This is a genomic window from Pantoea eucrina, assembly GCF_002095385.1.
GTDB classification, from domain to species: domain Bacteria; phylum Pseudomonadota; class Gammaproteobacteria; order Enterobacterales; family Enterobacteriaceae; genus Pantoea; species Pantoea eucrina.
This window is the reverse complement of the sequence record NZ_MIPP01000008.1, coordinates 68227-87902: the sequence shown is the minus strand read 5'-3', so window position 1 is coordinate 87902 and position 19676 is coordinate 68227. Positions and strand designations below refer to the sequence as shown.

Below are 19676 nucleotides of genomic sequence, written 5' to 3'. Positions count from 1 at the left end.
CGCCATGGCGATAATCCTTACGTTATGCCTTCATCATTGATGAAGGCATCAGTTAACAATTTTTAAACCGTAGCCTTATTTGCCACGAGCTTCAATAACGGCCTGAGCGACGTTGTTCGGCGCATCATCGTACTTCAGGAACTCCATGGAGTAAGAAGCACGGCCTTTTGTCAGTGAACGCAGCTGAGTTGCATAACCGAACATTTCGGAAAGCGGGACTTCAGCGTGAATCTGAACGCCGGTAGCGTTAGATTCCTGACCTTTAAGCATACCACGACGGCGGCTCAGGTCACCGATAACGTCACCGGTGTTCTCTTCTGGCGTTTCTACTTCAACCTTCATGATTGGCTCAAGCAGAACCGGGGTTGCTTTCTTAAAGCCGTCTTTAAACGCAAGAGAAGCAGCCAGTTTAAACGCCAGCTCTGAGGAGTCAACGTCATGGTAAGAACCGAAGTGCAGACGCACGCCCAGATCAACTACCGGGTAACCCGCCAGTGGACCAGACTTCAGCTGCTCCTGGATACCTTTATCAACGGCAGGGATGTATTCGCCAGGAATCACACCACCTTTAATGTCGTTAACAAATTCGTAGCCTTTCGGGTTTGAACCCGGCTCCAGTGGGTACATGTCGATAACAACATGACCATACTGACCACGACCACCAGACTGCTTGGCGTGTTTACCTTCAATACCGGTAACTTTAGAGCGGATCGCTTCGCGATACGCAACCTGAGGTTTACCGATGTTCGCTTCAACGTTGAATTCACGCTTCATGCGGTCAACGATGATGTCGAGGTGCAGCTCACCCATACCAGCGATGATGGTCTGGTTAGACTCTTCATCAGTCCATACGCGGAATGATGGGTCTTCTTTCGCCAGACGACCCAGAGCCAGACCCATTTTTTCCTGGTCAGCTTTGGTTTTCGGCTCAACGGCGATAGAGATTACCGGCTCCGGGAACTCCATGCGCTCAAGGATGATGACGTTATCCGGGTCACACAGGGTGTCACCGGTGGTCACATCTTTCAGGCCGATCGCAGCAGCGATGTCGCCCGCACGAACTTCTTTGATCTCTTCACGCTTGTTAGCGTGCATCTGAACGATACGGCCCAGACGCTCACGGTTTGACTTGACCGGGTTGAACACGGTATCACCGGTGTTAACCACGCCAGAGTAAACGCGGAAGAAGGTCAGGTTACCAACAAACGGGTCGGTTGCGATTTTGAACGCCAGCGCAGCAAACGGCTCGTTGTCGTCAGAGTGACGCTCAGCCGGTGTGTCTTTACCGTCGTCCAGCATACCGTTGATCGCGGTAACGTCAGTCGGTGCTGGCAGGTATTCAACTACCGCATCCAGCATCGCCTGAACACCTTTGTTCTTAAATGCAGAACCACAGGTTACCAGGATGATTTCGTTGTTCAGAACGCGCTTACGCAGAGACGTTTTGATCTCTTCTTCAGTCAGCTCTTCGCCGCCGAAGAATTTCTCCATCAGCTCGTCAGAACCTTCAGCTGCAGATTCAACCAGCTTCGCACGCCATTCATCAGCCAGATCCTGCATATCAGCCGGGATATCTTCGTAAACGAAGGTAACGCCCTGATCTTCATCGTTCCAGTTGATGGCTTTCATTTTCACCAGGTCAACAACACCGGTGAATTTCTCTTCTGCGCCGATTGCCAGCTGAAGTGGAACCGGGTTTGCACCCAGACGCACTTTCATCTGATCAACAACTTTCAGGAAGTTAGCACCCATGCGGTCCATTTTGTTAACGAACGCGATGCGTGGAACTTTATATTTGTTAGCCTGACGCCATACGGTTTCAGACTGTGGCTGAACACCACCAACCGCACAGTAAACCATAACTGCGCCATCAAGCACACGCATAGAGCGCTCTACTTCGATGGTGAAGTCAACGTGTCCCGGGGTGTCGATGATGTTGACGTGGTGTGGCTCAAACTGCTTAGCCATACCAGACCAGTAACAGGTGGTCGCAGCGGAAGTGATGGTAATACCACGTTCCTGTTCCTGCTCCATCCAGTCCATGGTTGCGGCGCCGTCATGTACTTCACCGATTTTATGGTTTACACCGGTGTAGAACAGAACACGTTCGGTAGTGGTAGTTTTACCGGCGTCGATGTGAGCACTGATACCGATGTTACGATAGCGCTCAATGGGTGTTTTACGAGCCATTTGATTCCTCTGATTCTGAGACGTTCATAGTTAAAAAAGCCCAGCAGGTAAGCCACTGGGACGCCCGCTGGGTTAATAACGACTACCTTGCTGTTACCAGCGGTAGTGTGCGAACGCCTTGTTGGCTTCAGCCATACGGTGAACGTCTTCACGTTTCTTAACTGCAGTACCTTTGTTCTCTGCAGCGTCAGAAAGTTCGTTCGCCAGGCGAAGAGCCATTGATTTATCACCGCGTTTACGAGCAGCTTCAACGATCCAACGCATTGCCAGAGCATTACGACGAACCGGACGGACTTCAACTGGAACCTGGTAAGTTGAACCACCAACGCGACGTGACTTCACTTCGACAGTCGGACGTACGTTTTCGAGTGCAACTTCGAAAGCTTCCAGACCGTCTTTACCAGCACGTTGAGCCAGGGTATCAAGTGCGGTATAGACGATTGATTCAGCAGTAGATTTTTTACCATCTACCATCAGGATATTTACAAATTTAGCCAGCAGCTCTGATCCGAACTTAGGATCCGGCAGAATTTTACGCTGACCAATGACGCGACGACGTGGCATGGAAATACTCCGTTGTTAATTCAGGATTGTCCAAAACTCTACGAGTTTATTTTGACATTAAAGTTAAAACGTTTGGCCTTACTTAACGGAGAACCATTAAGCCTTTGGCTTCTTCACGCCATACTTGGAGCGAGCCTGCTTACGGTCTTTAACACCTGAGCAGTCCAGCGCGCCACGAACGGTGTGGTAACGCACACCTGGCAGGTCTTTAACACGACCGCCACGGATCAGGATCACGGAGTGTTCCTGCAGGTTATGACCTTCACCACCGATGTAGGAGGTAACTTCAAAACCGTTAGTCAAACGCACACGGCAAACTTTACGCAGTGCTGAGTTTGGTTTTTTCGGGGTAGTGGTGTAGACACGAGTACAAACACCACGTTTTTGCGGGCAAGCTTCCAGCGCTGGCACGTTGCTTTTAGCAACCTGACGAACGCGTGGTTTGCGAACCAGCTGGTTAACTGTTGCCATTAAATAGCTCCTGGATTTAGCTTTTGCTTCGTAAACACGTAATAAATCACCTCGCATTTCTACGAGGAGGCAGAATTTTAGGGCTGTGCCTATAGGGTGTCAAGAAATAACCAGGTTTTCGCGTTTACCAGGCCACTTGCTGTTGATGCTTTATCGTCAGCGCAACGAATCCAGTATAGTCCAGACGGGCAACACTGGTTGAAATTTGAGCAGACAATCCGCGTGCGACAACATCCTCTTCCAGCACCCATAGCGTAGCCGGTGCCGCGCTGAGCCGGGCCAGCATTGTGCTGCCCTGCAGCGCGCCGGTGACCCCATCCTGCAGCAGCAGCAGGTCATCCTCCGGGCGCAGCAGCAGCAGCAGCGTTTCGATATCGCACTGCCAGGGGGAGTTCATCAGCGTATAAAGCATGGCAGTTTCTCAAAAACAGATAATGCGATCGAAGGAGGCAAGCGTCTGGCGTAATACGTCACTCTCCAGCACCTGGGCTGTTAACACGCGCTCTGCGCTCAGGCTCACTCCGCGCGCCAGTAGCGAATGCTGACAGATATAGCACTGCTCAATATCATAAAGCGCCAGCACACCAAAGGTGGCGATATAGTCGCGCGCCAGTATAGTTTTCGGCTGCTGCTGCTCAGTCAGCTGCAGCACACCGTCACCGATAAAAAAGAGGCCAACATCTTCGCTCAGGGCGCCGGTAGCCAGAACGGCATCCAGCCCTTCCCTGCCGGCACTGCTGCCGTGTGGCGCGCGGGTAAAGAGGAACGCAACGCGGTTCATCAGAATTGCACCAGACGATCGCAGCTGAGCGCCGCTTCAGCCAGTGCACCCAGACCGCTGAGTTCAAAACCCGGCTGCAGATTGCTGCCCGCCAGCTGCAAACGCGCGGCCTCCTGCCGATCGGTAATGCCACGCCGCAGCGCGGCAGCCACGCAGACATTAAGCGCGACACCGCAGGCGTCGTGCAGCTGCTGCCAGCCGCGCACAATGTCAGCTTCGTCACTGGCAGGTGCGCTCAGCTCACTGGCGTTCAGCACACCTTCACGGTAAAAAAATATGCTCTCCAGCACGTGGCCTGCAGCAATCAGCGCGCGGGCAAACAGCAGCGCACTGGTCGCGTTCTGGGTGCCGTAAGCCGGCCCGGTCACCAGCAGGGTATAGCGCATCAGCGATCCTGCCCCTGAAAATCGCCGTTCTTAAACTGACGTATGTAGAGATAGACCGTATGCCTCGAGATATTCAGACGGGCGGCAACCTGATTGATGGCATCCTTGATGTCAAAAATGCCTTTCTCATACAGATTAAGCACGATCTGCCGGTTCTTGGCGTTGTTAGAGACGTTGCGATCCGCGCTGACCTCTTCAATGGTGAACTCCAGCGTCTGCATCACCAGATCTTCTACCGAACTGGCAAAGTTTACGCTTGAGTCGACCTGCTGCATCTCTGGCGGCATAAAAGTCGACATGATTTGCGAGAACGGTACATCCAGATTCATATTGATGCAGAGCAAACCAATGACGCGCTGCTGGCGATTACGAATAGCAATGGTGACCGATTTCATCAGAACACCGCTTTTGGCGCGTGTAAAATAGGCGCGGGAGACATTGCTGTCAGCGCCATGCATATCATGCAGCATGCGCAGCGCCAGATCGGTAATCGGCGATCCGACTTTGCGCCCCGTATGTTCGCCGTTAGCGATACGCACAGCTGAACATTTCAGATCTTCCAGCGAGTGCAGCACGATTTCGCAGTGCGAGCCAATCAGCATCGCCAGACCGTCGACCACTGCCTCGTAAGATTTGAGAATATCGTAATCTGCTTGCTCAAAAGGGCGCTGCTCCAGTAAATCGAAGTCAGTCAGTTCACCGGGATTAAATGGATTAGACATCGAAGACATTACCCTACATGGCTGGAGCCTGTCGCGACAGCATTGGGGCAGACTCATCTTATGATCATTATGCAGGCGTTAGTCTGGCAAATGTCGTCCGCTTTAGCCAGAGCTTTGCACATATGCAGCAGGAATTGAACGTGCGGGGGAATGCAGAGGGAACTGCCGCCCGAAGGCGGCAGAACAGAGCGATTACTGTGCTTTTTTCTCAGCAGCGGCCGGCGCCTGTGCTTTTTCATCCGCTTTTGGTGCTGCTTTGATATCCAGCAGTTCAACATCAAACACCAGCGTGGAGTTAGCCGGAATACCCGGTACGCCATTTTTGCCGTAGGCGAGGTTCGGCGGGATCACCAGTTTGATCTTGCCACCTTTTTTCACGTGCTTCAGGCCTTCAGTCCAGCCCGGAATGACGCCATCCAGACGGAAAGAGAGCGGTTCGCCACGGGTGTAAGAGTTATCAAACTCGGTGCCGTCGATCAGCGTACCTTTGTAATTGACCACAACAGTGTCGCTATCTTTAGGTGCGGCACCGCTGCCCTCTTTCTCAACCTGATAGAGCAGACCAGATTCGGTCTTCTTCACGCCCTTCTCTTTCGCGAATTTTTCAGCAAAAGCGCTGCCTTTGTCAGCATTCTCTTTTGCATCTTTTTCCAGCTTCGCCTGAGCAGCACCCTTCACGCGACCTTCAAAGGCCTGCAGAGTCTGTTCGATCTCCTGGTCAGAGAGTTTGCTTTTACCGCCAAACGCGTCCTGAACACCAGCAATCAGCTGATCTTTGTCCAGTTTGATGCCCAGTTTCTCCTGTTCCTTCAGAGAGTTGTCCATGTAGCGACCCAGCGAAGCACCCAGTGCATAGGCAGATTGCTGATCTTCGTTTTTGAAAGCAGCATTTTTGTGCCTGTGGCGCAGCCTGCGCCGCGTCAGCCGGAGCTGCAGCGGTTTCTGCTGCCATCGCCAGCGGTGCATTAAGTGCGACAGCCATAGTGGTAGCTAACAATGTGACTTTAAACAGTGATTTCATCCTTTCTCCAAAACCGAAGCTTCAAACCTCGGGAATCATTGCGGACAGTGGTCCACACTATAACTTTACGCGGCAGTAACGAACACTCCCGCAGTGTAATTACCCGGTTAACCTCCGACCTTTTTTGCTTCAGGAAGTTTCATCTGAGATGTAGGCGCTGCGGGTAAATTCAATGGCAGGAGATAAACGCCGGGTAAATATCAGGTGATTCTGACCGTAAAGGCCGTAGAATCACGCCGGTTCATATCAATGCGCAGTACGATGACAGGAGGAGTAACGATGCAACAGACAGACTGGGATCGGCGCCTTGAAGCGCTGGAGAGCAAGCTGGCTTTTCAGGAAGACACCATTGAGCAGCTTAATCAGACGGTGGTCGAACATGAACTGGAGATGAGCAGGCTGCGGGAACATGTCCGCTTGCTGGTCGACAAAGTTAAAGCGGCAGCGCCCTCGATGGTTGCTTCGCCGTCGGAAGAGACACCTCCGCCGCATTATTAATACCTGCCGGCAGCAGAAAACAGAAAGGCCACCCGCAGGTGGCCTTTTTGTACCGGCAACGCTTAGTGGTTGCAGCCGCAACCGCCGCCGTGACCATGGTCGTGGTCGTGGTCGTGGCCGTGATCGTGATCGTGATGATGACCATCTGCGCCATGCACGTGACCGTGCGCCAGCTCTTCTTCCGTGGCTTCGCGGATAGCAACCACTTCCACGTTGAAGTTCAGGTTCTGACCAGCCAGCATATGGTTACCATCAACCACAACGTGCTCATCTTCTACTTCAGTGATTTCAACCGGCACCGGGCCCTGGTCGGTTTCTGCCAGGAAGCGCATGCCAACCTGCAGCTCATCCACACCCATGAAGACATCTTTAGGTACGCGCTGTACCAGATTGTCATCATACTGGCCATAAGCGTCGTTTGCCGGGATATGCACGTCAAACTTGTCGCCGACCGCGTGATTTTCCAGCGCTTTTTCCAGACCAGAAATCAGGGAACCATGACCGTGCAGATAGTCTAACGGTGCACTTACCGGTGACTCGTCAACCAACACGCCATCTTCGGTACGAACCTGATACGCCAGGCTCACCACCAGGTCTTTTGCTACTTTCATGATATCTCCTAACCGTTGAGAACTAAGGATCCCGTCTCATTGGTCTATTTTTGCGTGCAATAACCAACCAGAAAGGTTTAAAGCTGAACAGATTTTATCCTGCAGAATATGCAGACCATTCAGCATTAGTGGCGCCGATTGTAACGGAATTCAACACCACTGTAAGTCTAAGCGTAAAAAAAGCTGTGCCGGCACGTTACTCGGGATGAAAAATGCCGATCACCTGCTCATTACTGCGGATCTGATCGCGCGCCTGCTTATCGGCCTCGCGCATCTGATGTCCGCATTTTACGCATTCCACCACATCGACACTGTTTTCGCGCCACATGGCCAGGGTGTCTTTTTCCTGACAGTGCGGACAGACCGCACCGGCGATAAAACGTTTACGCATTTTTTCCTGCCCGCCTGTTGTTCACGGAAACCTTAAGTGTATACCCTGCACACCGCAAATTGCAGCGATGGCCCTGAATAGCCCAGGCTGCCGGCTTACTCATCATCCCAGCCATTTATCTGCCGCTTTTCATGCTGCATCTCGCGCTGGAAGATATCCTCCAGTTCGCGTCGCGCTTCACGCACGCGGGAGACCTGCACGCTGTCATCATGGCCTGGCATCAGCTCACGCAGCATGCGCATATCCAGCCGGCGGAAATGCTGCTGCGCACGCTGCGCCTGATGAGGATGCATGCCAAGAGAGATCAGCGCCTTGCGACCAAGCTCCAGCGCACTGGAGAACGTTTCACGGGAGAATAGCGTGACGCCTGCCTGCAGCAGTTCGTGCGCCTCGACGCGCCCGCGCGCGCGCGCCAGAATCTCCAGCTGCGGAAAATGGTGCTGGCAGAGGTGCACAATGGTCATGGCATCTTCGGGATCGCTGCAGGTAATAACAATAGATTGCGCATTCTCTGCGCCTGCGGCCCGCAACAGCTCCAGCTCGGTGGCGTCACCGTAGTAAACTTTATAGCCATACTTGCGCATCAGGCTGACCGCAGAGATATCCCGCTCCAGCACCGTGATGCGCTTGTTGTTAGCCATCAGCAGACGCCCTACCACCTGCCCAAAGCGGCCAAAACCCACCACAATAACCTGCGGCTGATCGTCCTCAACAAAGGGCTTCTCATCACTGTCGTCTTTGTCATTAAAGCGACGAGCCAGAATCTTATCCACGCCCTGCATCAGCAGCGGGGTTGTCATCATCGAGAGGGTCACCGTGACCAGCAGCAGCGGCAGCTGATCGCCGCTGAACAGATGGGCGGATGACGCGGCGGAGAACAGGACAAACGCAAATTCGCCGCCCTGGCTGAGCACACCGGCAAACTGCAGACGCTCTGAACTGCGCAGGCCGTAAATGCGCGCCAGCACGTAGAGCACCAGAGCTTTTATCGCCACCAGCGCCAGTACGCCGATCAAAATAGCCACGATATGCGTATAGAGCACGCCAAGGTTTAGCGCCATACCAACAGAGATAAAGAACAGGCCCAGCAGCAACCCTTTGAACGGCTCGATAGCCACTTCAAGTTCGTGCCGGTACTCGCTCTCCGCCAGCAGGATCCCGGCGATAAAGGTGCCCAGCGCCATCGACAGGCCCAGCGCATCCATAAATAGCGCCGAGCCCAGTACCAGCAGCAGCGAGGCGGCGGTAAACACTTCTCTGACGCCGGAAGCGGCAATAAAGCGCAAAATAGGGCGCAGTAAATAACGGCCGCCCACCAGCATGCCGGCGAAGGCCAGCACTTTCATCGCAACTTTAAGCCAGTCAACGTGCCCGCTGTCGCCGCCGGAGAGTAACGGCACCAGCGCCAGCGCCGGGATCACCGCCAGATCCTGAAACAGCAGCACCGAAAAGCCCAGCTGTCCTGATTCGCTGCGGTTCATTCCTTTATCGCGCATCAGCTGCAGCGCCATAGCCGTAGAGGACATAGCCAGACCGATACCGCCTATCACGGCCGCCTGCCAGCTGAAGTCACTTAGCCAGAGCAGCACACCGAGGATCGCCGCAGAAAATATCACCTGCGCCGCGCCGACGCCGAAAATTGAGCGTCGCAGTGACCAGAGTTTGGCTGGATTCAGCTCCAGGCCAATGATAAACATCAGAAACACGACGCCCAGCTCGGAGAAGTGCAGGATCTCATCCACATCGCTGATAAAGCCCAGCCCCCACGGGCCGATCGCAATACCTGCGAGCAGATAACCCAGCACGGCACCAATTCCCAGCCGGGCAGCAACAGGCACCACCAGCACCGCCGCCACCAGATAGATGACGCCCGCTGTCAGTAACGTTTCACCTTGCATTACACTCCTCCCTGCGGTAGTGGTGACGCGAGCCAGTCGCCGTAGGCGCGGGCAAAATGACGCAGCGTTTCAGGCGTCTGCCGCCGCGCCCAGTGAATCACCATCGGTGTCATCCAGTGCATACGGCACATCTGCGCCGTCAGCTCAAATGGCCGCATAATATCGCTCATCGGATAGCGGTTCAGGCCGTCGTGATGGTAGGCCGCTTCAGGCTCACCGGTAGTCACTACGCTGCGCCAGTATTTCCCCTCCAGCGCGTTCCCATCCACGCCGCTGGCAAAACCACGCGACAGTACGCGATCCAGCCACTCTTTCAGCAGGGCAGGACAGCTGTAGGTATAGAGCGGATGCTGAAACACAACGATCTCATGGTCGCGCAGCAGCTGCTGTTCATAGTGAATATCTATAAAAAAATCCGGATAGTGCGCATATAAATCGTGCACGGTGACGTGTTCAAGTTCCCTGGCCGACTGCAGCAAAACCCGATTGGCGATCGAATCCTGTGACTCCGGATGGGCGTAAAGCAGCAAAACTTTTGGTGGCTGCGACATCCTTCCCCTCCAAAGCGTCGTCACCGCAGCGGAATTCCGCTACCATGCTCAACGCAACTAAACATTATCGAATTATGTTGCCGATAAATTACCATATTCTGACGACACGGCGCCTATGATTGTCTTTTCCGCACTACAGATACGACGCGGCACCACTGTGCTGCTGGACAACGCAACCGCAACCATTAACCCCGGCCAGAAAGTGGGCCTGGTGGGTAAAAACGGCTGCGGCAAATCCACCCTGCTGTCGCTGCTTAAAGGTGAAATCAGCAGCGATGCCGGCAGCGTCACCTTCCCCGGCAGCTGGGCGCTGGCGTGGGTCAACCAGGAGACGCCAGCGCTGAGTAAAGCCGCGCTGGAATATGTTATCGACGGCGACCGCGAATATCGTCAGCTTGAATCTGAATTAGCGGATGCCAACGCGCGCGATGATGGCAACGCGATTGCGCTGCTGCACGGCAAGCTGGATGCGATTCAGGCGTGGAGTATACACGCGCGCGCGGCCAGTCTGCTGCACGGTCTGGGCTTTAGTCAGGAGCAGCTGATGCGGCCGGTCAGCGACTTCTCCGGCGGCTGGCGCATGCGTCTCAACCTGGCGCAGGCGCTGGTGTGCCGCTCCGATTTACTGCTGCTGGATGAGCCGACTAACCACCTCGATCTTGACGCCGTGATCTGGCTGGAGCGCTGGCTGAAAAGCTATGAGGGCACGCTGATTCTGATCTCACACGACCGCGACTTTCTCGATCCGGTCGTGGATAAAATTATTCATATTGAGCAGCAGATGCTGATTGAATATACCGGCAACTACAGCTCTTTCGAGCGACAGCGCGTCGCTAAACTGGCGCAGCAGCAGGCGCTCTATCAAAGCCAGCAGGAAAAAGTCGCGCACCTGCAGAAGTATATCGATCGCTTCCGTGCCCAGGCGACCAAAGCCAAACAGGCGCAGAGCCGCATCAAAATGCTGGAGCGCATGGAGCTGATTGCGCCAGCGCACGTGGATAACCCGTTCAGCTTCAGCTTCCGCGCGCCGGAAAGCCTGCCCAATCCGCTGCTGAAAATGGAGAAGGTCACGGCGGGTTATGGCGATCGCATTATTCTTGACGCGATCAAGCTCAATCTGGTGCCGGGCTCGCGTATTGGTCTGCTGGGCCGAAACGGTGCGGGTAAATCTACGCTGATCAAGCTGCTGGCGGGAGAGATCGATCCGCTGGAGGGCAAAGTGGGTCTGGCGAAAGGCATTAAGCTCGGCTACTTCGCGCAGCACCAGCTTGAGTATCTGCGCGCCGAGGAGTCACCGCTGCAGCATCTGGCGCGTATCGCGCCAGCCGTACTGGAGCAGCAGCTGCGCGATTACCTGGGCGGTTTTGGCTTTCAGGGCGATAAAGTCAGCGAAGCCACCGCGCGTTTTTCCGGCGGCGAAAAAGCGCGCCTGGTGCTGGCGCTCATCGTCTGGCAGCGTCCTAACCTGCTGCTGCTGGATGAGCCAACTAACCATCTCGATCTCGACATGCGTCAGGCGCTGACCGAAGCGCTTATCGACTTTGAAGGCGCGCTGGTGGTGGTGTCGCATGACCGGCATCTGCTGCGCTCCACCACTGACGATCTCTATCTGGTCCACGACCGCAAAGTGGACGTGTTTGCCGGCGATCTGGATGATTATCAGCAGTGGCTGAGCGACCTGCAAAAGCAGCAGGCGCAGCAGGATGCCGCACCAAAGCAGGATAATGCCAATAGCGCTCAGTCGCGCAAAGATCAGAAGCGTCGTGATGCTGAGCTGCGCGCGCAGACGCAGCCGCTGCGCAAAGAGATTGAGAAGCTGGAGAAGCAGATGGCTAAGTGGCAGAGTCAGCTGAGCGAGGCTGAAGCCCTGCTGGCCGACAGCGCGATTTACGATCAAAGCCGCAAAGCCGATTTAACCGCCGCCCTGCAGCGCCAGGCGGAGAGCAAATCGGCGCTGGAAGACGTCGAAATGGCGTGGCTGGATGCGCAGGAGCAGCTGGAGCAGATGCTGGCGAATTAGCGGCCAGCATCTATGCCGACCCTGCAGCTTTTCTCTCTTCTGCAGGGGCGGCATTTATGCCGACCTGGCTCACCACCGCAACGCGTTAAAACGGTATATCCCCTAACACCGTCGCACGATGCATAATCCTGCGCGCCGGATAGTAATCGGCATTGGCGTAATGCTGCGTCACGCGGTTATCCCAGATAGCGATATCGTTCTCCTGCCAGCGCCAGCGCACCTGAAACTCCGGCTTCGTGGCGTGCGCAAACAGATAATTCAGCAGCGCGTCGCTCTCTTTTTCACTGACGCCCAGCAGACGCGTGGTAAACCCCTCGTTCACAAACAGCGCCTTACGCCCGCTGACCGGATGGGTGCGGATCGCCGGATGCCGGACCGGGGGATGCTTAGCCACCGCCTGCTGCCAGCGCTGATGCTCCTCCGGCGTGCGGCGATATTTATACTCCTGAAACGACTTCTTAAAATCGTGCTCCGCCTGTAACCCGCTCAGCAGCTGCTTAACCGGCTCAGAAAGGGTTTCATAAGCGGCAATTCCGCTGCTCCAGAGCGTATCGCCCCCGCTTTCCGGCAGCAGTTTCGCGGCCAGCAGAGCAATGGCCGGCGGCGTTTCAATAAAGGTGACATCGGTATGCCAGTTGTCGTTATCCGGCGGATTATCCTGATGGGTATCCAGCTCGATGATCTCTTCCACGCCAGCCGCATGCGGATAGACCGGATGAATATGCAGATCGCCAAAACGCACCGCCAGCGCCCGCTGCTGCTGCGGCGTAATCACCTGGTTGCGTAAAAACAGCACCTGATGACGCAGCAGGCCGTGATAGAGCTGTTCAAACTGCGCATCGCTCAGCGGACGGCTGAGATCGACATCGCTGACCTGCGCGCCGATCCAGGGGCCCAGCGCAGTAAAAGTAAGACGTTCGTTCATTGCTGCTCTCCATACCAGGGCGTCAGGCGGCGTTGCAGCGCGCGCAGACTCACTTCTAAACTAAATGCGATAACGGCAATGACGCCGATACCCGCCAGAACCACATCCGTAGCAAGAAACTCTCCTGCCGACTGCACCATAAACCCCAGGCCCCGCGTGGCAGCGATAAGCTCTGCAGCCACCAGCGTTGACCAGCCGACGCCCAGCCCGATACGCAGACCGGTCAGGATCTCCGGCAGCGCGCCCGGCAGGATCACAAAGCGCAGCAATTGCCAGCGGGATGCGCCAAGCGCCTGTGCCGCGCGCACGCGGACCTGCCGGCAGTTTTTCACGCCAGCCAGCGTGGCCAGCGTCACCGGCGCAAAAATCGCCAGATAGATAAGTAAAATCTTTGAGGTTTCACCAATACCAAACCAGATCACCATCAGCGGCAGGTAGGCCAGCGGCGGCACCGGCCGGTAAAGCTCAATCAGCGGATCGAGCAGCCCGCGCAGCGCCGGGCTCAGTCCCATCGCAATGCCGGTCGGGATACCAATCAGCGCGGCAAAAAACAGCGCCACCAGCATGCGCGTCAGGCTTGCGGCCAGATGCTGCCACAGCGTGGCGTCCATAAAGCCCTGCGCACTGGCAATCAGCAGCAGTTTCTGCAGCACCTGCTGCGGCGCGGGCAGAAACAGCGGCGCAATCAGCCCCAGCGCCGTCACGCCCCACCACACCAGCAGTAGCAGCGTGATGCTCAGCAGGCTAAGCGACAGCTGGCGTGACAGCGGCCAGCGCAGGCCGCGGGTGCGCGCTGTACCGCGTTTCTCATCAATAACTGCACTCATACAAACGCCTCCCGCCGGGCAAACACCTGATTCAGCACATATTCACGACGTTCGATAAACGCCGGATCGGATTTGATGCTGCGGCACGGTTCGCCATCCGCGAAGCGCTGACCAAAATTGAGCTTTAGCCGCTCTACTATGCGTCCCGGTCCGGGCGACAGCAGCACCAGTTCGCTGGCCAGAAACACCGCTTCTTCAATGTCATGGGTAATCAGCAGGATCTGCTTGCCGGTGTCGCGCCACAGCGTCAGCAACAGGGTTTGCATCTGCTCGCGGGTAAATGCATCCAGCGCGCCAAAGGGCTCATCTAACAGCAGCAGCTGCGGATCGGCCGCCAGCGCACGCGCAATCCCTACGCGCTGACGTTGTCCCCCGGAGAGCTGCCAGATAAAACGCTTTTCTGCCCCCTCCAGCCCGACGTTGCGAATCAGCCGGCGGGCAACGGCGTGACGCTCCGCTTTTGCCATACCGGCCAGCTGCAGGCCAAATGCCACGTTATCGATCACGTTGCGCCACGGCAGCAGCCCTTCATGCTGAAACACCACGCCGCGGCTGGCGTCTGGCCCGGTCACCGCTTTGCCATCCAGCGTAATGCTGCCCGACTCCAGCGGCAGAAAACCGGCAATCAGGTTCAGCAGCGTGGTTTTGCCACAGCCGGATGGACCCAGCACCACCAGCAATTCACGGCTATCCAGCTGCAGGTTGATATCCTGCAGCGCGGGCTGACCGGCGTAACGTGCGTTGAGATGCGTGATGCTGAGCATACGGCCTCCGTTATTTCGCTAAAGGTGCAACAAAGCGGGTGGTCACAAAGCTGCTGTAGTCGCTGGCCGCTTCCGGCACCCGCCCCTGCTCTTTCAGGAAGTGCGCGGTATCAACAATGGCTTTATTCACCGGCTTGCCGAGTTGCTCAACCTGCTGTTGCGCCGTCAGATAGGTATTGCCTTTAACCAGACCCGGCACATCCCCTTCCGGTACGCCGCTCAGGCGCGACAGCTTGCTCAGGTTATCCGGCTGCTTCAGCCACTGTTCGGGCTGGGCGAGATAGGCCTGCTGTGCATCAATGGCGCTGCGGGCAAACGCAGTAACCACCTCCGGATGCTGCTGCGCAAAATCTTTACGCACCACCCAGACATCGAGCGTTGGTGAGCCCCACTGTCCCACCTGCGAGGAGTCGGTCAGCACGTGGCCCTCTTTTTCCAGCTCATTAACGGCCGGGGCCCAGACGTACGCGCCGTCAATATCGCCACGCTGCCAGGCGGCAACAATCGCAGGCGGTTGCAGGTTCACTAACTGCACCTGTGAGGGCTTAATGCCCCAGTGCTTCAGCGCCGCCAGCAGGCTGTAATGCGTGGTGGAGATGAAAGGTACGGCAATACGTTTGCCGATGAGCTGTTTCGGATCGCTGATCCCTTTTTTCACGACCAGCGCCTCGGAGTTACCCAGCTGTGATGCAAGCAGAAACGCTTCAATCGGCAGCTGCTGTGTGGCAGCGACCGCCAGCGGACTGGAGCCAATATTGCCAATCTGCACATCGCCGGACGCCAGCGCACGCAGCACGCTGGCGCCGCTGTCAAATTTGCGCCAGTCCACGGTTGCTCCGCTCTCACGGGCAAAGGTGTTATCCGCCTGAGCGACTTTGGCAGGCTCTGCGGAGGTCTGGTACGCCACGGTGACGTTGACTGCCTGTGCCTGAAACGCTATCAGTCCCAGTACTGCTGCCAGCGAGATTATTGTTTTTTGCATTGCCATCATCCTGTTCCCCGAAGTGAAGTTATGACGGCAGTGTCGCCAGCGGTGAAAGTTTCATAAAGGAATTAAAAATTATCCCTCATGCCAATCAGTTCTTAGATCAACATCAGGCAAGGCTATGCAAAAAAAGCAAATAGGCCGGACAGAAACGGTGACAAATTTGTCAGGCGCTCACATCGCTACTGTGTTATTGATCTCTACCTGATTTCATCACCTGAATAGCGGTTGTTATCTCCATGTCCATCGAAAAAGTCGCGCACCTGGCGGGCGTATCAAAAGCTACCGTTTCCCGGGTTCTGAACCAGCATCCCGGCGTGCGTCCCGATACGCGCAGTAAAGTGCTGGCAGCGATCAGCGCGTGCGACTACCAGCCTAATTTGCTGGCGCGCCAGCTGCGCACGGCGCAAAGCAACATGCTGCTGGTGCTGATTTCAGATATTACCAACCCCTTCTGTTCGCGCGTGGTGCAGGGGATTGAAGCGGAGGCGGAGGCGCAGGGCTATCACATTTTGCTCTGCAACAGTGCCTCTCAGCTGCGGCGTGAAACCGCCTATCTGGCGCTGCTGGCTGGCAAGGTCGTCGATGGCGTGATCACAATGGATGCCGCCGCCTGTCTGCAGGGGCTGAAAGATTTGATTGGTGATGCGCCGTGGGTGCAGTGTGCTGAATACGATCCCTCTATTAATGCATCCAGCGTGACTATTGATAACCGGCAGGCGGCCTTTGAGACGGTCCGCTACCTGGCCGGAAAGGGCCGAAAACAGATTGCGCTGGTCAACTGCGACATGCGCTATCTCTATTCGCATCAGCGTGAGAGCGGCTACCGCGAGGCGCTGAAGGCGCTGAATATGACGTGGGATCGCGTGGCGTATGCGGAGAATATCTCCTGCGAAGCGGGCAGCGCCGCGCTGCATGCGCTGCTGGCACAGCCCTCTCCGCCCGATGCCATTTTTACCGTGTCAGATGTGCTGGCCGTTGGCGTTATCCACGCCGCGCTGGAAGCGGGACTGCGCGTCCCGGAAGATCTGGCCGTGGTGGGTTTTGACGGTATTCCGTTTACCAGCAGCCTGAATCCGCCGCTGACCACCATTGCGCAGCCGATGAATCAGATGGGCGCCCGCAGCGTACAGCTGCTGCTGAACCGCATTCGCCAGCCGCATGCTGCCATTGTGCATGAAGTCCTGCCCTGGCAGCGTCTGGAGCGCGCATCCAGCTAATCTAGCGCCAGATCAGCAGCACACAGGCAGCGGTCAGTGCGCCCATCGCGAGGTTGAACAGCTTCCAGGCACGCGGGCTATGCAGCAGGCGGCCAATCAGTGAACCAAATCCCATCCAGATCAGGCCGGATACCAGATTCACCAGCGCCATGCCCATGCTGATCGCAACCACAGAGTGCTGATAGGCAGCTCCTGCCAGGCTGAAACTCGCTATCGCCCCCAGCGCCATCAGCCAGGCTTTGGGATTGATCAGTTGCAGCAGTCCGCCCTGCCAGAACGGCATCTGCTTTACCGAACGGTCTTCGGTTTCCAGCGTCTCATAGGCGGCCGTCGCGATTTTCCACGCCAGCCAGAGCAGATAGAGACTGCCGGCAATCTTCAGCACCAGATGCAGCGACGGATAGAGCAGGATCAGTCCGCCAATGCCAAATGCCACCATCAGCAACATCACCTGCATACCCAGCATGATACCAATAAGCAGCGGTAGCGTGCGCAGAAAGCCAAAATTAGCACCTGAGGCCGTAAGTAACATATTATTGGGCCCCGGCGTGATGGCCGCGACCCAGAGAAAACCTAACATCGACAAAAAAAGACTGAGTTCCATGAGTATCCGGATGCTCCTCATCCTTAAAAGCAGACAACCCATCGAAGCTATCAGCGAGTTATGCATCAGACAAGCACTATCCCTGGTTATTTAGATTGCCCCACCGGCAATCCCTTTATTCCGCTGCGCGGCTTCGGCAATGCGCATTTGCAGACCCTGCTGCCGCGCCTGCTACGGCGTCGCGTCACGCTTAAACCACACTGGCAGCGGCTGGAGCTGCCGGATGGCGACTTTGTCGATCTCGCCTGGAGCGAAGATCCGGCCGGCGCGCGACACAAACCGCGCATGGTGATGTTCCACGGGCTCGAAGGCCATTTTCGCAGCCCTTATGCACACGGCCTGATGCAGGCGTGCAAAGCGCGCGGCTGGCTTGGCGTGGTGATGCACTTTCGCGGCTGCAGCGGCGAACCTAACCGGCTGCAGCGCATCTATCACTCCGGTGAAACAGAAGACGCAACCTATTTCCTGCACTGGCTGCGGCGTGAATGGGGCAGCGTGCCGACGGCTGCAGTAGGAGTGTCGCTGGGCGGTAACATGCTCGCCTGTTTACTGGGGCTGCAGGGCAATGAGGCACCGCTGGAGGCGGCCGTGGCGATATCAGCGCCGCTGGCGCTCGCCCCCTGCAGTGAAAAGCTCGATATCGGCTTCTCCCGCTTCTACCAGCACTATCTGCTGACGCAGCTGAAAAAGAATGCGCTGCGCAAACTGCGCGCCTGGCCCGGCACGCTGCCGGTTGATGTACTGCAGCTGCGCGCGTTTCGCCGCCTGCGCGAATTTGACGATGCGATCACCGCCCGGGCGCACGGCTTTCTTGACGCCAGCGATTATTATCAGCGCGCCAGCGCCCTGCCGCTGTTAACCGGCGTGCGCAAGCCGATGCTGATCATCCACGCCAAAGACGATCCCTTTATGACAGATGCGGTGATCCCGCAGCCGCAGCAATTGTCTGCCACAATTGAGTATCAGCTGACGCAGCAGGGTGGACACGTTGGCTTTGTCGGCGGCAGCCTGCTTAAACCGCATATGTGGCTGGAGCAGCGCGTGCCGGAGTGGCTCTCAACTTATCTGGATGGGCAATTGTGATTATTCCGTGGCAGGAACTGGATGTAACAACGCTGGAAAACCTGATTGAAAGTTTTGTTCTGCGCGAAGGCACTGACTACGGTGAGCAGGAGCGTAGCCTGGCGCAGAAGGTAGCCGACGTGCGCCGCCAGCTGCAGCAGGGCGAGGTGGTGCTGGTCTGGTCTGAGCTGCATGAAACGGTCAATATTATGCCGCGACGCGAGTTTCGCGGCTGATGCACTGCCGGATAATTCATGGTAACAATGCTCATCGCCCGACCTCACAGGGAGCACACGTATGTCAGCCAGACACCCCGTTATCGCCGTTACCGGCTCCAGCGGCGCCGGTACCACGACAACCAGCCTTGCGTTCCGTAAAATTTTTCAGCAGCTGGGGCTGCATGCAGCCGAAGTAGAAGGCGACAGTTTTCATCGCTATACCCGGCCGGAAATGGATATGGCGATCCGCAAAGCACGCGATCTGGGCCGTCACATCAGCTATTTTGGTCCGGACGCCAATGACTTTGGCCTGCTGGAGCAGACGTTCCGGCGCTATGGCGAAAGCGGCATCGGAGAGTCGCGCAAATATCTGCACACCTATGATGAGGCCGTGCCGTGGAATCAGGTGCCGGGCACCTTTACTCCCTGGCAGCCGCTGCCGGAGAATACCGATGTGCTGTTTTACGAGGGTCTGCACGGCGGAGTGGTGACGCAGCAGCATAACGTGGCGGAGCATGTTGATCTGCTGGTGGGCGTGGTGCCGATCGTCAATCTTGAGTGGATACAGAAACTGGTACGCGATACCAGCGAACGGGGCCATTCGCGCGAAGCGGTGATGGACTCCGTGGTACGGTCGATGGAAGATTATATCAACTACATCACGCCGCAGTTTTCGCGCACGCACCTTAACTTTCAGCGTGTACCGACAGTTGATACCTCTAACCCGTTCGCGGCGCGCGAGATCCCCTCACTGGATGAGAGTTTTGTGGTGATCCATTTTCGCGGCCTGGAGGGGATCGCTTTCCCCTATCTGCTGGCGATGATTCAGGGATCGTTTATTTCGCATATGAATACGCTGGTGGTACCGGGCGGCAAAATGGGACTGGCGATGGAGCTGATCATGATGCCACTGGTGCAGCGGCTGATTGAAGGAAAACGGATAGAGTAGAGGCCATGTCTGCCACAT

Annotated in this window: 22 protein-coding genes and 1 pseudogene; 6 read left to right on the top strand and 17 right to left on the bottom strand. The window is 56.2% G+C overall.

Annotated features, from left to right (window positions below; translation table 11 throughout):
- Nucleotides 1-75: 75 nt before the first annotated feature.
- The 8 genes and pseudogenes from fusA to fkpA all read right to left on the bottom strand — a co-directional run bounded on the left by fusA (nt 76) and on the right by fkpA (nt 6135).
- The gene (fusA, locus tag HA43_RS06075) at nt 76-2190 is read right to left on the bottom strand and encodes an elongation factor G (RefSeq protein ID WP_039380834.1); all 2115 of its coding nucleotides are present in this window, start codon (nt 2188-2190) and stop codon (nt 76-78) included.
- 93 nt (nt 2191-2283) lie between these two features.
- The gene (gene rpsG, locus HA43_RS06070) at nt 2284-2754 is read right to left on the bottom strand and encodes a 30S ribosomal protein S7 (protein WP_007886246.1); all 471 of its coding nucleotides are present in this window, start codon (nt 2752-2754) and stop codon (nt 2284-2286) included.
- 96 nt (nt 2755-2850) lie between these two features.
- Nucleotides 2851-3225, bottom strand: a complete 375-nt coding sequence (gene rpsL / locus HA43_RS06065) for a 30S ribosomal protein S12 (RefSeq protein WP_010616440.1) — start codon at nt 3223-3225, stop codon at nt 2851-2853.
- 124 nt (nt 3226-3349) lie between these two features.
- A complete protein-coding gene (gene tusB, locus HA43_RS06060; RefSeq protein WP_039380837.1) occupies nt 3350-3637 on the bottom strand; it encodes a sulfurtransferase complex subunit TusB in 288 nt (95 codons plus the stop codon).
- Between the two features lie 9 nt (nt 3638-3646).
- The gene (gene tusC, locus HA43_RS06055) at nt 3647-4006 is read right to left on the bottom strand and encodes a sulfurtransferase complex subunit TusC (protein WP_094111213.1); all 360 of its coding nucleotides are present in this window, start codon (nt 4004-4006) and stop codon (nt 3647-3649) included.
- Nucleotides 4006-4392, bottom strand: a complete 387-nt coding sequence (tusD, locus tag HA43_RS06050; RefSeq protein WP_039380840.1) for a sulfurtransferase complex subunit TusD — start codon at nt 4390-4392, stop codon at nt 4006-4008. The genes tusC and tusD overlap by 1 nt, the downstream gene beginning before the upstream one ends.
- Nucleotides 4392-5114 (bottom strand): helix-turn-helix transcriptional regulator, encoded by a 723-nt coding sequence (locus tag HA43_RS06045; RefSeq protein WP_065648594.1) that lies wholly within the window; start codon nt 5112-5114, stop codon nt 4392-4394. Before HA43_RS06045 ends, tusD begins: the two co-directional genes overlap by 1 nt.
- 192 nt (nt 5115-5306) lie before the next feature.
- Nucleotides 5307-6135: pseudogene (fkpA, locus tag HA43_RS06040) on the bottom strand (FKBP-type peptidyl-prolyl cis-trans isomerase).
- A 279-nt stretch (nt 6136-6414) separates the two neighbouring features.
- Here fkpA and HA43_RS06035 point away from each other — a divergent pair.
- On the top strand, nt 6415-6633 hold the full coding sequence (locus HA43_RS06035) for a protein SlyX (RefSeq protein WP_039380849.1): 219 nt from the start codon (nt 6415-6417) through the stop codon (nt 6631-6633).
- 62 nt (nt 6634-6695) lie between these two features.
- Here the strand turns inward: HA43_RS06035 and slyD are convergent, their stop codons facing one another.
- The 4 genes from slyD to kefG all read right to left on the bottom strand — a co-directional run bounded on the left by slyD (nt 6696) and on the right by kefG (nt 10084).
- Nucleotides 6696-7244 (bottom strand): peptidylprolyl isomerase, encoded by a 549-nt coding sequence (gene slyD / locus HA43_RS06030; protein WP_094111212.1) that lies wholly within the window; start codon nt 7242-7244, stop codon nt 6696-6698.
- Between the two features lie 196 nt (nt 7245-7440).
- The gene (locus tag HA43_RS06025; RefSeq protein ID WP_039380854.1) at nt 7441-7635 is read right to left on the bottom strand and encodes a YheV family putative zinc ribbon protein; all 195 of its coding nucleotides are present in this window, start codon (nt 7633-7635) and stop codon (nt 7441-7443) included.
- Between the two features lie 95 nt (nt 7636-7730).
- Entirely contained in the window at nt 7731-9533 is a 1803-nt protein-coding gene (gene kefB / locus HA43_RS06020) for a glutathione-regulated potassium-efflux system protein KefB (protein WP_094111211.1), read from the bottom strand.
- Nucleotides 9533-10084, bottom strand: a complete 552-nt coding sequence (gene kefG / locus HA43_RS06015) for a glutathione-regulated potassium-efflux system ancillary protein KefG (RefSeq protein WP_039380859.1) — start codon at nt 10082-10084, stop codon at nt 9533-9535. Before kefG ends, kefB begins: the two co-directional genes overlap by 1 nt.
- A gap of 115 nt (nt 10085-10199) precedes the next feature.
- On the opposite strand from kefG, the gene HA43_RS06010 reads away from it, so the two are divergent.
- Nucleotides 10200-12104, top strand: coding sequence for an ABC transporter ATP-binding protein (locus tag HA43_RS06010; RefSeq protein ID WP_039380863.1), 1905 nt, complete (start codon nt 10200-10202; stop codon nt 12102-12104).
- An 85-nt stretch (nt 12105-12189) separates the two neighbouring features.
- On the opposite strand, the gene tauD is transcribed toward HA43_RS06010, so the two are convergent.
- From tauD to tauA, 4 genes are read right to left on the bottom strand one after another with little or no spacing between them, the layout of a single operon-like run.
- Nucleotides 12190-13029: a taurine dioxygenase gene (gene tauD, locus HA43_RS06005; RefSeq protein ID WP_094111210.1), complete on the bottom strand. Its 840-nt coding sequence runs from the start codon at nt 13027-13029 to the stop codon at nt 12190-12192.
- Complete coding sequence (tauC, locus tag HA43_RS06000) at nt 13026-13856, bottom strand: taurine ABC transporter permease TauC (protein WP_094111209.1); 831 nt, start codon at nt 13854-13856, stop codon at nt 13026-13028. The genes tauD and tauC overlap by 4 nt, the downstream gene beginning before the upstream one ends.
- Nucleotides 13853-14620 (bottom strand): taurine ABC transporter ATP-binding subunit, encoded by a 768-nt coding sequence (gene tauB, locus HA43_RS05995; RefSeq protein WP_094111208.1) that lies wholly within the window; start codon nt 14618-14620, stop codon nt 13853-13855. Before tauB ends, tauC begins: the two co-directional genes overlap by 4 nt.
- Before the next feature lie 10 nt (nt 14621-14630).
- Nucleotides 14631-15611 (bottom strand): taurine ABC transporter substrate-binding protein, encoded by a 981-nt coding sequence (gene tauA / locus HA43_RS05990; protein WP_039380875.1) that lies wholly within the window; start codon nt 15609-15611, stop codon nt 14631-14633.
- Nucleotides 15612-15844: 233 nt separating this feature from the next.
- Between tauA and HA43_RS05985 the strand changes: the two genes are divergently transcribed.
- Entirely contained in the window at nt 15845-16825 is a 981-nt protein-coding gene (locus HA43_RS05985) for a LacI family DNA-binding transcriptional regulator (RefSeq protein ID WP_094111207.1), read from the top strand.
- Between the two features lies 1 nt (nt 16826).
- Here HA43_RS05985 and HA43_RS05980 read toward each other — a convergent pair whose 3' ends face one another.
- Complete coding sequence (locus HA43_RS05980) at nt 16827-17429, bottom strand: LysE family translocator (RefSeq protein WP_039380881.1); 603 nt, start codon at nt 17427-17429, stop codon at nt 16827-16829.
- Between the two features lie 60 nt (nt 17430-17489).
- Here HA43_RS05980 and HA43_RS05975 point away from each other — a divergent pair, with 60 nt between their 5' ends.
- The 3 genes from HA43_RS05975 to HA43_RS05965 all read left to right on the top strand — a co-directional run bounded on the left by HA43_RS05975 (nt 17490) and on the right by HA43_RS05965 (nt 19658).
- Complete coding sequence (locus HA43_RS05975) at nt 17490-18512, top strand: hydrolase (RefSeq protein ID WP_094111206.1); 1023 nt, start codon at nt 17490-17492, stop codon at nt 18510-18512.
- On the top strand, nt 18509-18727 hold the full coding sequence (locus HA43_RS05970; RefSeq protein WP_039380886.1) for a YheU family protein: 219 nt from the start codon (nt 18509-18511) through the stop codon (nt 18725-18727). The genes HA43_RS05975 and HA43_RS05970 overlap by 4 nt, the downstream gene beginning before the upstream one ends.
- Before the next feature lie 61 nt (nt 18728-18788).
- Complete coding sequence (locus tag HA43_RS05965) at nt 18789-19658, top strand: phosphoribulokinase (RefSeq protein ID WP_039380889.1); 870 nt, start codon at nt 18789-18791, stop codon at nt 19656-19658.
- The last annotated feature ends 18 nt before the right edge of the window (nt 19659-19676 follow it).